This window comes from Flavobacterium sp. PLA-1-15, assembly GCF_049060005.1.
Lineage (GTDB): Bacteria > Bacteroidota > Bacteroidia > Flavobacteriales > Flavobacteriaceae > Flavobacterium.
Genome location: NZ_JBMGQS010000018.1, coordinates 62,314 through 76,779 on the forward strand (window position 1 = coordinate 62,314; position 14,466 = coordinate 76,779).

The window sequence follows — 14,466 nt, forward strand, 5'->3', positions numbered from 1 at the left end:
TTTTATACTATTTCAGCCATTTAAAGTATTTTTGTAATAGACTTAAATTGTAGTCAAATCTCTATGAAAAACATTGACAAAAATAGTTTAGAAAACGCATATCGATTGTTTGAATCGAATGATATTGACAAAATAGAAATCGGAACGACAAAAGGTCTTCAAGGTATCCACCACTATCTATTTGATGGCTTATATGATTTTGCCGGAGAAATTAGAAGACTCAATATTTCAAAAGGTGGTTTTAGATTTGCAAACGCATTATATCTCAATGAAATTTTAGTGAAGATCGAGCAAATGCCAGAAAATAATTTTCAAGAAATTATTGCTAAATATGTCGAGATGAATATTGCACATCCGTTTATGGAAGGCAACGGCAGATCGATGAGAATTTGGCTGGATATGATTTTAAAAAACAGCCTTCACAAAGTTGTAAATTGGCAATTCGTAGACAAAACGCTTTACTTACAGTCAATGGAAAGAAGCCCTATTAATGATTTAGAATTACGGACTTTACTACAAGAAAACCTAACAGACGAAGTTGACAACAGGGAAATTATCTTTAAAGGAATTGAACAGTCTTATTATTATGAAGGCTACGAAAAGGAGGATTAATAAAATATTTTGTAAAGCGTATTTTGCTAACCGCCTCTAACTGCAATCGCAGCGTTTTCGGTAACCAAAAGTTGTATTTATCCAAGAAATTCTATCTTAGTAGAAAGAACCTTAGCACCAAAATCAGAAAAAAATCTGCAAAATATGTTCAAGAAAATATTCCTAATACTCTTATTGAATTTAATTTCCATAGAATTTGTTGCCGCTCAGAATTGTGATTACGAAGAGTATTACAAGAATATTGAATTCGCTCGAAAGGAATATGCAAATGATAATTTTAAAGAGGCAAGTAAGCTTTATAAAATCGCTTTCGAGAGCACCGATTTCCCATTTGGAACTGACTTATGCATTGCTTTTAAAGTTGCGCAAAAAACCAAAGATGAGATTTGGATGGAACAAATTGCCATACAATTAGCGAAAGGTGGCGTTCCGTTGAAGTACTTTAAATTCTTTACTAAATACAAATGGTCCAAAAAATTTTATACTCAATTTCCACAGTATGAAAAGTATTTTAATGAAAATTTCGACCTAGAGTTTAGAAAAACACTTGTTGATGTGGCAAAACTTGACAAAGAAACAAATAACCGTTTCCATGATTGGCGGACGCGAAAAGAAGCGCATTCAGTTGACACATTAGTTGCCGAAATGACAAATGTTTCACTTGGATTTCAAAAAATGATTGAGAAATTTGGATTTCCTACTGAACAGAAAATTGGGTACTATTATAACAAAGGTGATGTAAACGAACTTCCAACGTTTGTACTGTTTACCCATATTTACCAAAGAGGTGAGTTATTATATAAAGAGCGATTAACCGAATTAGCTTGCAAGGGAAGCTTAACTCAATTCCAATCTAAGCAACTTGAAAATATACGCGGATTAGGCAACAGTACTGGAATTGTTCAAGAAATGAAAGCTAGAGAAAAGAAGTATCGAAAAAATGAATAAATATAGATGCTAAACTATTCACATAATTAGATAGTATTGCTTTCTTGGAAAATACTGCGAGGATTTATGTACTTTGATTAGCTAGAAATACAGAACTTTTCAACTGAAAAATTGTAGTTTCGGGAAGAAAACTTATCTTGCATCAACCCCAAACCAAAGCCCCTTATGAGCATCATCAAACTAAAAGAAATAGAAAACAGTTCTGAAAACCCAGTCTATGCACAACTCGGAGCGCTTTTGCAGGAATTGGAAAAGAAGACACTATCCGATGAAGTGGTGCGGTCCATCAACCAGGATATCGAAGAATTGAATTCCACCTCTGCCAGCGGTTCCTCGCTAGAAAAACTGGCAAAGCAAAAACAGACAAACATTGTAAAGCTTGTAGAAAAGCACCACAAGATCGTACCCCAAAACTATTACCGCAACATTTGGCTGGCCGTCGGGATGTCCGCCATTGGCTTACCCATTGGTACTCTTTTCGGATTATTGATGGGCAATATGGCGCTACTCGCCATCGGACTGCCTATCGGGATGGGAATTGGCGTAGTAGTAGGCACTAATATGGACAAAAAAGCAGCCGCTGAAGGACGACAGTTGGATATTGAACTGAAGCATTAATTTTTTTTTACCAATGAAAAAACTGCTGTTCATCACCCTATTCCTACTGGCAAATCTGAGTGGAATTGGCCAGACCAAAAACCAATACCCAAAGGAAATCACCAAGCCAGAATTTGGTACTATCCTCGACAGCCTTAAAGTACAAGGCGCCGTTCTAATTTATGATATAAAAAACAACACCTATTATTCCAACGATTTTTCTTGGGCAAAAACCGGCTTTATTCCCGCATCAACCTTCAAGATTCCGAATTCGATCATCGCTTTAGAAACCGGAGTGGTTGACAATGATTCAACGATCTTTAAATGGAATGGAGAAAAACGCAGCTTCAAAAGATGGGAAGAAGACCTTACCTTTAAGAAAGCATTCCAAGTTTCGTGCGTGCCCTGCTATCAGGAAATTGCCCGAAAAGTGGGCGTATCCAGAATGAAATCCTATTTAAAAAAACTTGACTACAAGGGAATGGTTTTCGACACGCTGACCATTGATAATTTTTGGTTGCAAGGGAAATCCAAAATCTCTCAGATGCAACAAATTGACTTCCTGCAAAGATTGTATTTTTCGAAATTGCCAATTTCAAAACGAACCGAAACCATCATGAAAGACATCATGCTGTTGGAGAAAACCGACCACTACAGCTTGAGCGGAAAAACAGGCTGGGGAATGCGAAACGACATCAACAATGGCTGGATCGTAGGTTATCTGGAAGCAAACAATGCGGTTTATTTCTTTGCCACAAACATAGAAAAAGCCGAAACAAATTCTGATGAGTTTCCGTCCATCCGAATAAATGCTACAAAGGAAGCCTTTAGAAAATTAAAGTTGATGGAATTTAGAATTGGAAATAGATAAATGGCTGTGGTCCGCTGGTTGAAGTAGCATATACCACCCAGAAAGCAAGTGCGAGTACCAATGCCTTGACAACAATCGGCATCTTATCAAAACACAATTTCATAAAATCAACCACTTTCTCTGGAAGGAAATGCCACGCAAACCCAATTGTCATTACAATAAATACGTTTTGATATCCTTGAATGATCGTGAGCCATTCGTTCAAGTGGAATTGAAGTTGACCGATGTTATTGATCAATTCAAAAGCCGTCTTGAAGTCTTTTGCACGGAAGAAAATCCAGCAGAATACCACAAAATGGAACGTCAAAATCACACTAATGAACAACGTAAGTTTGTTTTTCGGCAATTTGATGTAATCTTTAAAGAAACGCTCGACTACCAAAGCCAATCCGTGCAAAACACCCCAGATAACGAACTTCCAGGAAGCCCCATGCCATAATCCTCCGAGAAGCATTGTCAGGAAGAGATTCACATACATGCGTACTTTTCCTTTTCGATTACCGCCAAGCGAAATATACAAGTAATCCCTTAGCCAAGTTGACAACGAAATATGCCACCTTCTCCAGAATTCCGTTATAGAAGCCGATTTATAAGGCGTCCTAAAGTTGACCGACAACTTAAAGCCCATCAACAATGCGATACCAATCGCCATATCCGAGTAACCGGAGAAATCACAGTAAATCTGGATCGCATATCCATAAGAAGCCATCAGATTTTCAAAAGGCGTATACATATTGGGTGAATCAAACACACGATCCACAAAATTCAACGAGATATAATCAGAAATAAAAGTCTTCTTGATCAAACCTCCAATAATAAGGAACAAGGCACGATTCACATCCTCACGCGTCAGATTCAACTTTGCATAAATCTGCGGAATAAACTCCGAAGCCCTAACAATCGGTCCGGCCACAAGTTGCGGGAAGAATGAAACGAAGAACATATAATCGAGGATGTTCTTGGTAGGTTGCAGTTCTCTTCTATAAATGTCAATGATATAACTCATCGACTGGAAGGTATAAAACGAAATCCCGACCGGCAGGATAATGTCGTGAAATGGTATGTTATGATCGAAAATGCCGTTGTAGTTGTCAATCAAAAAGTTGGTGTACTTGAAATAACCCAGGAACGAAAGATTAAGAATCACACTCAGCACGAGGTAGAACTTGCGGTAGGCCTGCAAGGTTTCGTTGTAGAGCATCTTCGCAAGGTTATAATCTACAACCCCCGAAAACAGCAAGAGTACAAAGTACGCACCACTCGATTTATAGTAGAAAAACAACGAAAACGCAAACACATAAACGTTCCTGAACGTAAAGGTTTTCGCTTTAGTCGTAAGAATATAGATCGGATAGAATATCAGGAACATACCCAAGAACAACGCGGTGTTGAACAATATCGGCTCTTTCGGGTTGAACGTAAACCAACCCTCAACGGTAGCCATTGTGACATTTCCGAAAATTTCGGTGAACCAATTCGGCATTTGAGATAAACTTATCACTCCTTGATCGTTTTATAATTTTGAAAAGCGTTTAAAATGGCTTCCGCCAATAAATCGCCTTGTTTTTCGTATCCTGTTTTGGTGTAATGCACCTTGTCTTTACCAATTAAACCACGTTGCGCATTTCTTCCCACACCGTATAATCCGCCGAATTGCGAATACAAATCCCAAACGGCATAGTTGAACTCTTCGGCTTTTTCGATGATGTTTTTGGCATAGTCTGCACAAAATGTATTCGGATATCTTCGTTTGAATAAGGACGGTGGCGGTGTGGCAACCAAAACCTCGGCATTCGGATTCTGAGCTTTTACACTTTGGATAAACACATCCAACAGGTTCATATAATCCTGCGATTTCATGTGGTCGAAGGATTCGTTTGTTCCGAGAGAAACCACAATCAAATCCGGCTGAAGCGCTTTCAACTGCTCAAAAAACAGCGGGTATTTGTTGTAATCCGATAATCGCGCTCCGTTTACGCCAATATTATGGTACAAAATCCCTGATTGATTGTTCTCCAAAACCACTCCGTTCAATTCAAATTCCTTTTGCTCCTTGTTTGGAATCAGGTAAATTTTTTCCAATGTTTCATCACTTCTGTAAAAATGCGAATCGGCATCAGCAGTCATTTCCAACGGAATAAATTCTGAACGCGAAATCGAACGCTTCTGCATTTCATTCGTTGGAATCTTCAAGGTTTTTCCTGCTCGGATGTTGTTCGATTTTAAACCGTTTGACTTTTTTATCTGTGCGATTGAAACATTGTATTTATCTGCAATAATCGATAAAGCCTCGCCATTCTTGATTTTGTGTGTAATCTTTTTTGGTACATCCGATTCCAACACGATGGTCTTTTTGGCAGTTGCCACTTGAAACATATTGGCGTTTTTAGGTGTAACAATCTTAATCAGATTGAAATAATTATCAGCCTGTTTGGCATTGACTTCAATCGCAAAATCATCGTTTCGGGACGAAAGTAAAATGCCACTCAAACCAACGTTGCTTCCATTTACGGGTGAAACAATTCGGTAATTGTTCCAACTTTCGTTGGAAGAGAATTTTACGTCCCAAGAACCATTTGTTCTGGCCAAATTATGTGGAAAAATCAATCCACGACCTCCGTTACCGAAAGTATCCTGCAATTTTTCACGCACTACATTCGTCATCAAATCGGCTTGAATGTGTGAGTCGCCAATATGTACGATGTTTACTTTTTGTGAAGTGGTATTGTTTTCAAGATTCGCCAGTTTCTGGTAGAATTTTCGAAGGGCATTCGAGTTAAGGATACCGTTATCCGGAATATCAACCTCAACCGAATCAACCGAAACCGAGTCGATTTCGACATACGAAGAATCGATGGTCTGGGCTGAAACAACTCCAACAAAGAATAGAAATAACGCTATGTAATGCCAATTAATTTGCATCTTTCTCCTCCTCGTCTTTTGGGAAAATCGTATCTAAAAGCGATTTCTCCTTTTCTTTTTCCTTTTCCGGTTGCTTGCGGTTTTGCCTTAAAACCTTATATTGCTTGTATCCGTCGTTGAGTTGCTGGTACAACAATCCTGCGATTTTTTTCGCCCCTCGGAAGTTGAAATGCGTATAATCCTTATTGGCCATAGCCGGCTCTTCCTCCGTCCATTTCACCATCGAACCATCGCCACCCATCAACGTATAAAGATTGACGTAGCTCGATTTTGTCTTAACGGCATAACGCTTTTGAGCATTCGTCAGTGGAACAACAGCCGAATCGGTTTTCATTTCGGTTTCGTATTTTGAAGCCTTATCCGCTGTAGAAACAATCAAAATCGAAACACCTGAAAAACATTCTTTCAAACGGTTCACGGTTCGGGTCATACTTTTATCGTACCACGTATAATCTTTCGTTCCGTAATTTAAAACATTGGTTCCGTAATGAAGGATGATCAAATCGTAGTCTAATTTCTCTTGAAACGCCTTCATCAACGACACATCAAATTTGGAAATCGGGATTCCAGAATTTCCTCTTTGCGAGAAATTATCGACATGGACACCTTTTCCATCGTCGAAATTAAATCCGTAAATCGGAATAGAATCGGCTTTAATAAAATCAGCCTTCAAGGCTTTTAAACCTGATTTTGGAAGCGCCAACGTGTTCAAAAGATTATTCGGAACCAGTTTTTTATTCAAGGTATCTTTTCCGATGATAAAGCTGACTTCTCCTTTTTTGTTTTTTGCACTTCCGTAGAAAAGCGTCGGATTGTCGAGCTGTGAAGTGAATTTTGACCTTCCTGCTTTGAATTTCACCCACTCTACTTTAGCAGTATCATTGGCAAAAAACACATGACCGTTTACACCAAAAGCTCTTTTCGGATACTTTACATTCAAATAGGATTGCGTTTTCCAATTAGTTGAAAATTGGTGCTCGATGGAACTTCTAGATGCCGCCGATTCTGAAGTAATGGCTACAAAACCAACTCCTGTTCCTCCAAAATTCTGTTGGAAATAATTCCTGAAATCCTGCACAATCATATCGCCATCCGTCATTGAATCGCCGAAATACGCAATTCTTACGTTTCCTTTTTGAGCAGTTTCAAGCTGGTATAACTTTTCGTAGAAGGCAATCAGGTATTGGTTTCCTTTATAATTCTCATACGTTTCCTCTGGGAAAGTAACGCCGTTGGTTTCGTAATATACGATAGGCTGGTTCGCCAAAGTATCGCCAATATCAGCCTTAGAAACATCTTCGGCTTCAAAGGCATCAATCAGCATGCTGTCGATTAGTACATTTTTGGTTGCACCCGCTTTTTCAGAGAATATTTTTTTAGGCAATATTCTTTTTACTCCTAAAAAGAATATTGCAGATAGAAGTACAATTAAGAACGACTGAAAAAAATAAGATTTCGAATTATTCACTTAAAAATTTATAAGTTATGAATTACATACGTTCAGGAACCGAAATCCCCAACAAACCAAATGCAGAAGCAATCGTATCGGCTACTTTTTGAGACAATTGTACTCTGAAGGTTTTGTCTGTAACATTATCTGTTCCTAAAATCGGTACCATTTGATAGAATGAATTGTATTCTTTTACTAAATCATAGGTATAGTTTGCAATCAAGGCCGGGCTATGGTTTTGAGCGGCATTCTGAATGATTTCAGGGTACAGCTCCAATTGCTTGATCAATTCCTTTTCCTTTTCGTGCAATGTTACTTCCGAAGTGGAGAACTTCACAGCATTAAACTCAAAATCAGCCTTACGGATAATCGATTGGATTCTCGCATACGTATATTGAATAAACGGACCTGTGTTTCCTTGAAAATCTACCGATTCTTCAGGATTGAACAAGATTCGTTTCTTAGGATCCACTTTTAGGATGTAATATTTCAAAGCTCCAAGTCCGATGGTGTTGTATAATCTTGCCTTTTCTTCGTCAGAATAACCGTCCAACTTTCCTAATTCTTCCGAAATATTCTTTGCCGTTTCGGTCATTTCGTTCATCAAATCATCGGCATCCACAACAGTTCCTTCACGGCTTTTCATTTTTCCGGATGGCAAATCAACCATTCCGTAAGAAAGATGGAACAGGTTTTCCGACCAGTCAAATCCTAGCTTTTTCAGGATCAGGAACAATACCTTGAAGTGATAGTCCTGCTCGTTTCCTACGGTATACACCATTCCGCCTACATCTGGAAAATCCTTTACACGCTGGATTGCCGTTCCGATGTCCTGCGTCATATAAACCGCCGTTCCGTCCGAACGAAGCACGATTTTACGATCCAAACCTTCATCGGTCAGATCAATCCAAACCGAACCATCAGGATCTTTTTCGAAAACACCTTTTTCCAATCCGATTTGAACCACATCCTTTCCTAGAAGATAAGTATTGCTTTCATAATAATAAGAGTCGAAGTCAACGCCCATGCTTTTATAGGTAGAGGCAAAACCATCGTACACCCATTGGTTCATTTTCTTCCAAAGATCGATTACTTCTGGCTTTCCAGCTTCCCAATCCAAAAGCATTTGCTGGGCTTCCAAGATAATCGGAGCCTGCTTCTTTGCTTCCTCTTCGGTTTTGCCTTGCGCAATCAATTCGTTGATTTGGTTTTTATATTCCTTGTCAAAAGCAACATAATAGTTTCCAACCAATTTATCGCCTTTCAAACCCGTATTTTCTGGAGTTTCGTTCTTGCCTGCTTTTTCCCAAGCCAGCATCGACTTGCAGATATGAATTCCTCTGTCGTTGATGATTTGTGTCTTGTAGACTTTCTTTCCAGAAGCCTTGATGATTTCGGCTACGGAATAACCCAAAAGATTGTTTCGAACGTGTCCCAGGTGCAAAGGCTTATTGGTATTTGGTGAAGAATATTCGACCATAACCGCCTTGTCGCCTTCGGTTGGAGCTGCAAATCCAAATTGTTTGTCTTCCTTGATTGTATTGAAGAAATTCAAATAATAAGCATCTGAAATAACGATGTTCAGGAATCCCGAAACCACATTAAAACCGCTAACTTCCTCCACATTTTCTACCAAATAGCTTCCAATCTTGTTTCCCAACTCCACCGGATTGCTCTTGATTTGCTTCAATAACGGAAAAAGCACCATTGTAATATCACCTTCAAATTCCCTACGCGTTGCCTGAAATTCAATTTTTTCAACGGCAGTATCAAATACAACCTGAATAGCTTTCTGGATCTCGGGGGTAAGTGTTTGAATTAATGACATGGTATATTTTTTTTTAAGTGTGCAAAGATAATTTTAATTCGGTAATCTCCGTACAGGAAATCCATATAAATATTATTGCGGAAAATTATTTTTTTCTACAAATTCAGCCGTATAAAATCCTTGATTCCTACCGAATTACAGCTTCTGATAAAAATAATTTAAAAAAAGATATTCCGAAGCTGTAACATAATTTCAAAATGCGAGTCTATTAGGGAACTCGAATGAATTATCATTTTAGTAGAATAACAATCATCACACGAGCGCCAGCGAACTGACGCAGTAATCAAAAAACAAACGTTATGAGAATTAAGTTGCTCTTCCTGTTCCTCTTTGGAACATTGTTTTCTATGCATGCTCAAAATGCAGGGACAATTTCAGGAAAAGTTGTCGATCAGAAAAATGTACCCGTTTCCTATGCTACCATTGCCATCAAAGAAGGCGCGGCAGTGATCACCGGAGGAATTACCGATGATAATGGCGATTTCCAAATCAAGAATCTGGCTTTAAAGAATTACACCGTGGAAATTGCTTTCATTGGATATACTTCTATTACCGTAAAGGCCGATTTGACCAATCAAAAAAGTCTTGCACTTCCTAAAATAACGTTGATTGAAGAAGCGACACAGCTTCAAGGAGTTGAAGTGGTTCAAGAACGTTCGACGGTGGAGCAAAAAATCGACAGAAGGGTAATCAATGTGGGACGTGATTTGACAACTGCCGGAGCGACTGCATCGGAAATCATGAACAACATCCCTTCGGTAAACGTAGATCAGGACGGCAAACTCTCCTTGAGAGGAAACCAGAACGTACGTGTATTGATTGACGGAAGACCAACAAACATCGACCCTGCCCAATTATTAAAACAAATTCCATCAACATCGATCAAGAAAATCGAGTTGATTACCAATCCTAGTGCAAAATACAATCCGGAAGGAATGTCGGGAATCATCAATATTGTGTTGCATAAAAATTCAAACGATGGTTTCAACGGAAGTTTGAATGCGGGAATCACTTTTGGTGAAACACCTAAATTCAACAACTCTTTGGACATGAACTACCGTACCGGAAAAGTGAACTTTTTCGGAAACGTGGGAAGCAACTTCGGAAAGAACTTCAACGACGGAGAGATCAATCGTTTTGATAATAATTCGAAACAAATCCTGGACATCGTAAACGATAATGAATCGTATCTGTACAAAATCGGGATGGACTATTACATCAACGACAACAATACCCTTTCGTTCTACACCAACCAAAGTGCTGTTGATGGAGTGGGTAATGTAAACACCGACATCAACTACCTGAGCTTTACACAGCCAAGGGTTTTGCAACTTGCAGAATACCTGACCGATAATAAAAACGGTACTTATAACTTGGCCTACAAGCACAAATTTGCAAAGGAAGGACACGTTTTGGATGTAGAAGGAAACTTCAATGACTTCGAACAGAACCAAAATGCGAATTTCAACACTACGATTTTTGATACACCAAACACGAGCGATATATACTCGGATAAAATCAAAGACAGCAGGCAACTTTCGACCTTGAACGTAGATTACATCAATCCACTATCGGATAAATCTACTTTGGAACTTGGTGCAGAAGCAAGACTTACGAGAACGGAGAACAATTACCTTACAGGGAATACGCTTTCTACTTTTACGATGAGTCAGTATGATTATGATATCGACATCTATTCTGCATACGCAACTTTCGGACAGAAGTTTGAAAAGTTCAGCTACCAAGTGGGAGCGCGTTTTGAAAGCTATAAGGTGAAAGCCGATTTCAGAAGCAACGACATCGATCCTTTGGAAAGGAATAAATATTTCGAAGACGATTATTTGACGGTGTATCCTTCGGCTTATGTAACGTATAATTTGAATGAGAAAAACATGTTCCAATTGAGCTACAGCCGTCGTGTGGACCGTCCGAGTTTGGAACAGACAAAACCAGTCAGGGAGTTCTCTACGCCATTGGTAACAAGTTTAGGAAATCAGGAATTGGAGCCACAGTTTACCAACTCTATGGAGGTAAATTATACCAAGATGTTCGGGAAAGGTTCTTCTTTTACGGCAGGTGTTTTCTACCGATTGATCAACGACGAGATCAACCGTGTGTTGTATCCAAACGATAAAACACCAGACAACGACGACGATTTGATTATGAGTTTTGCCAACTTCGACAACAATACAGCCTTTGGATTTGAATTGTCGGCCAATTATAAAATCACGAAATGGTGGGACATCCAGCCGGCAATTGATTACTCCAGCATCTCACAAAAAGGCTTGGTGTCGGTTATCCAACCGGGCAGTAACCCGCAGGTTTTTGATTATGTAGAGAAAGAAATTGATGCCAATGCGTTTAATGCGCGTCTGAACAGTAACTTTAGAGTGAACCCTCGTTTGAGCTTCCTATTGTTTGGATTCTACCGAGGCGGTGTGGACGGTATCCAGAACAACAGCCACGAAATGTATAAGATTGATGCAGGCGGACGCTACACGCTTTTGAACAACAAGATGTCCATCAGTTTGCGTTTTAATGACATCTTCAACCAGATGGAATATGGCTTTGATGCACAGAACCCTTACGTGAGTCGTGGTCGTTTTGGCTGGGAAAGCCAGACGGTTTATTTCGGTATCAACTATATGTTTGGTGGTGGAAAAAACAGAGCATTGCAACGTAAATACCGCGACGACAACACCAAGCAAGGTGGCGGCGGTATGTTTTAATGTGAAGTATATAATTTGAGTTAGTCATGAAATCCCTTTCGTTTTGAGAGGGATTTTTTTTGTTTTGGGGTTTCTTTACTGCCCCTCGACTGCGCTCGGGATGACAGAGATTGCGGTTGTATTTTAATTTCCTCCATTTTTTTGGGTTTCTCTCGAACTCTTTCGGGTTTCTCTCGTACTTTTTTGGCTTCTCTCGAACTTTTTCGGGTTTCTCTCGACCTCTTTTGGGTTTCTCTCGAACTTTTTCGGGTTTCTCTCGACCTCTTTTGGGTTTCTCTCGAACTTTTTTGGCTTCTCTCGACCTCAGTTGCGTTTCTCTCGAACTTTTTTGGCTTCTCTCGACCTCAGTTGCGTTTCTCTCGTACTCTTTTGATTGTATGTGTTTTACTTTTCAAAAAAAAGCAGTGCAAGTATGTGGAATGTTTTTTTTTATTACATTCGTAATTATCCTGTTAGCGGGCGATGATGGGATGATGTAGAAATTAGTAAAGCTTACCCCTCATAAAACTATTTCTAAAAGCCAAGTAATATTAATTAAAATTGAATAATTATGAGTAAGAATGTTAAGTTTAGGAATGAGGAGTATGCTCCGGGTGCTTCTTTTTTGATGTCTAGTTTTAGTAGGGACCGAGCGGATCTTGAGGTCTATTTTAGTGAATTTACTCCTGCGTATGAGGCTGAATTTGGGGCTCAGATTAAAGCTGTTGAGAAGATGGAGAGTGATGTTGTGCTGAGTTTGAAACAGGAGGAGGCTACGAAGCTTTTGTATGGAAAGGCGGACGCTATGAACAAGAATATGAATGTTTTGTCGTTTTATTTTATGAAGGCGAAAGTGCCAACGGATGTGATCACGAAGGCGAAAAGCCAGTTGATGAAACGCAATGTGGAAGGGGCTTGCAAGCATATTGAGAGTATTGTTCAGGTGGTGCAGGAAGAAGAGACGAAGCTGGTTCCTTTTGGTATGAAGGTTGGTTATAGCGTGGTTCTGGATGGGCTGAATGAGGAATTGAAGGTGCTGAATGTGAAACAGAATGACCTGATGAACGAGGGTGAAGGGTTGACGACGGTTAATGCTAAGGAGTATAAGAAGTTGTATGAATATATCCAGAATATTTGCAGGGCAGGAAAGATTCTTTTTGATGACACTTATAAGGAGGATGAATATACGATCCAGCAGTTGATTAGGCGCATGCGGTCTGGGAATGAAGGGGGAAAGAATTAGGTTTTATAAGGCTCGGGGTTTCCGGGTCTTTTTTTTGGCCCCCGCTCTGCGAAGTCTCCCGACTTCGCACACAATTTACTTCAACCTCAATAAGAATCATACCGCTGTACATTATTCACATTCAAAACACCCGCTCTCATTTGTTTTTTTTCAAATATAAAAAAAATGATTTTTATTGGATGCGAAGTCGGGAGACTTCGCAGAGCAGGCAACAGTATACCATTAATATTTTAAAGAACTAATTTTTTCTTAACCTTTATTAATAAAATACTTTCCTACATTTACTCAGCCCTAATTTACCTTTTTAAAATTTTACTATGAAAAAAACAATCCTACTACTCCTTCTAGCATTCACTTTTGCTTGCAACAAAGACGACGATAATAATTCTAGTACCAATCCCATAGACCAACTTCCGCCTCCTACACAGATAGGTGCTAATACCTTTGGTTGCCTGTTAGATGGTAAAGTTTTTAAACCTGGCACAGGCCCCAACCCTCTTGACTGTGTTTACCAATTGATCAATGGTGAGTACTATTTCTCCTTACAAGCTAATAAGCGAGATACTGAAAACAATACTATTCTAATTGGATTAAGTACAAATGCAAAACAAATAAATCAAAATACTACATATGCATTAGCAGGTAATATACCTGCTAATGCATATGGAACATATGCATTAGCAGGTATATTTAACACAACAGATGATGCTAACTATATTGGAGAAATGACCATAACATATTTGAACAACCAAATTGTATCAGGAACATTTTGGTTTGATGTTCTAGATTTTCAAGGAAACCTTCATGAAATCAGAGAAGGACGTTTCGACATGCAATACACCAACTAGTAACCCTCAAACAATTAAAATATGAACAAAATTTTCTCTTTTTGCAAAGGGCTGCTCTTGCTGTGCCTTTTCTCAACTGGCTTTCTACAGGCCCAGAAAAATGTAAATTCGGAGTATGCCATACAAATCAATGCCATATTCGAAAATCTGGACAAGACCAAAAACCACTAATATATACTGGCTAACAACACTCTAAAACCAAAATAGTAAAGAAATAATTTTTCCTTAACCTTTAGTAGTGAAAATTTTTCCTACATTTACTCAGCCTTAATTTACCTTTTTAAAATTTTACTATGAAAAAAACAATCCTACTACTCATCACATTTTTTACACTAAACAGCTGTAATAAGGACGATAACCCCTTTAGTGGCAGTGACAAACTCCCTCCAGAAACCCAAACAGGTGCCAATACCGCCGGTTGTTTGATAAATGGCAAAGT

General features: G+C 38.9%; 12 protein-coding genes. 8 read left to right on the forward strand and 4 right to left on the reverse strand.

Annotation, left to right across the window (positions count from 1 at the left end; all coding sequences use genetic code 11):
• Nucleotides 1-63 precede the first annotated feature (63 nt).
• The 4 genes from fic to blaOXA all read left to right on the forward strand — a co-directional run bounded on the left by fic (nt 64) and on the right by blaOXA (nt 3,028).
• Nucleotides 64-612 carry a protein adenylyltransferase Fic gene (gene fic, locus ACI6PS_RS11250; protein WP_421012667.1) on the forward strand — a complete coding sequence of 183 codons (549 nt, stop codon included), beginning with the start codon at nt 64-66 and terminating at the stop codon, nt 610-612.
• Between the two features lie 144 nt (nt 613-756).
• Nucleotides 757-1,560, forward strand: coding sequence for a hypothetical protein (locus ACI6PS_RS11255; protein WP_421012668.1), 804 nt, complete (start codon nt 757-759; stop codon nt 1,558-1,560).
• Nucleotides 1,561-1,725: 165 nt separating this feature from the next.
• Entirely contained in the window at nt 1,726-2,178 is a 453-nt protein-coding gene (locus ACI6PS_RS11260) for a hypothetical protein (protein ID WP_421012669.1), read from the forward strand.
• A gap of 13 nt (nt 2,179-2,191) precedes the next feature.
• A complete protein-coding gene (gene blaOXA, locus ACI6PS_RS11265; RefSeq protein WP_421012670.1) occupies nt 2,192-3,028 on the forward strand; it encodes a class D beta-lactamase in 837 nt (278 codons plus the stop codon).
• Here blaOXA and ACI6PS_RS11270 read toward each other — a convergent pair.
• The 4 genes from ACI6PS_RS11270 to argS all read right to left on the reverse strand — a co-directional run bounded on the left by ACI6PS_RS11270 (nt 3,009) and on the right by argS (nt 9,228).
• Nucleotides 3,009-4,511 carry an MBOAT family O-acyltransferase gene (locus ACI6PS_RS11270; RefSeq protein ID WP_421012671.1) on the reverse strand — a complete coding sequence of 501 codons (1,503 nt, stop codon included), beginning with the start codon at nt 4,509-4,511 and terminating at the stop codon, nt 3,009-3,011. The two genes, blaOXA and ACI6PS_RS11270, sit on opposite strands and share 20 nt — an antisense overlap.
• 14 nt (nt 4,512-4,525) lie before the next feature.
• Nucleotides 4,526-5,950 carry a GDSL-type esterase/lipase family protein gene (locus tag ACI6PS_RS11275; protein ID WP_421012672.1) on the reverse strand — a complete coding sequence of 475 codons (1,425 nt, stop codon included), beginning with the start codon at nt 5,948-5,950 and terminating at the stop codon, nt 4,526-4,528.
• Nucleotides 5,940-7,334, reverse strand: coding sequence for a hypothetical protein (locus ACI6PS_RS11280; protein ID WP_421012673.1), 1,395 nt, complete (start codon nt 7,332-7,334; stop codon nt 5,940-5,942). The genes ACI6PS_RS11275 and ACI6PS_RS11280 overlap by 11 nt, the downstream gene beginning before the upstream one ends.
• A gap of 106 nt (nt 7,335-7,440) precedes the next feature.
• Nucleotides 7,441-9,228, reverse strand: a complete 1,788-nt coding sequence (gene argS, locus ACI6PS_RS11285; protein WP_421012674.1) for an arginine--tRNA ligase — start codon at nt 9,226-9,228, stop codon at nt 7,441-7,443.
• 299 nt (nt 9,229-9,527) lie between these two features.
• On the opposite strand from argS, the gene ACI6PS_RS11290 reads away from it, so the two are divergent.
• The 4 genes from ACI6PS_RS11290 to ACI6PS_RS11305 all read left to right on the forward strand — a co-directional run bounded on the left by ACI6PS_RS11290 (nt 9,528) and on the right by ACI6PS_RS11305 (nt 14,198).
• Nucleotides 9,528-11,957, forward strand: coding sequence for a TonB-dependent receptor domain-containing protein (locus ACI6PS_RS11290; RefSeq protein WP_421012675.1), 2,430 nt, complete (start codon nt 9,528-9,530; stop codon nt 11,955-11,957).
• Between the two features lie 550 nt (nt 11,958-12,507).
• Nucleotides 12,508-13,179: a hypothetical protein gene (locus ACI6PS_RS11295; protein WP_421012676.1), complete on the forward strand. Its 672-nt coding sequence runs from the start codon at nt 12,508-12,510 to the stop codon at nt 13,177-13,179.
• Nucleotides 13,180-13,496: 317 nt separating this feature from the next.
• The gene (locus ACI6PS_RS11300) at nt 13,497-14,027 is read left to right on the forward strand and encodes a hypothetical protein (protein ID WP_421012677.1); all 531 of its coding nucleotides are present in this window, start codon (nt 13,497-13,499) and stop codon (nt 14,025-14,027) included.
• Between the two features lie 21 nt (nt 14,028-14,048).
• Nucleotides 14,049-14,198: a hypothetical protein gene (locus tag ACI6PS_RS11305; protein WP_421012678.1), complete on the forward strand. Its 150-nt coding sequence runs from the start codon at nt 14,049-14,051 to the stop codon at nt 14,196-14,198.
• Nucleotides 14,199-14,466 lie beyond the last annotated feature (268 nt).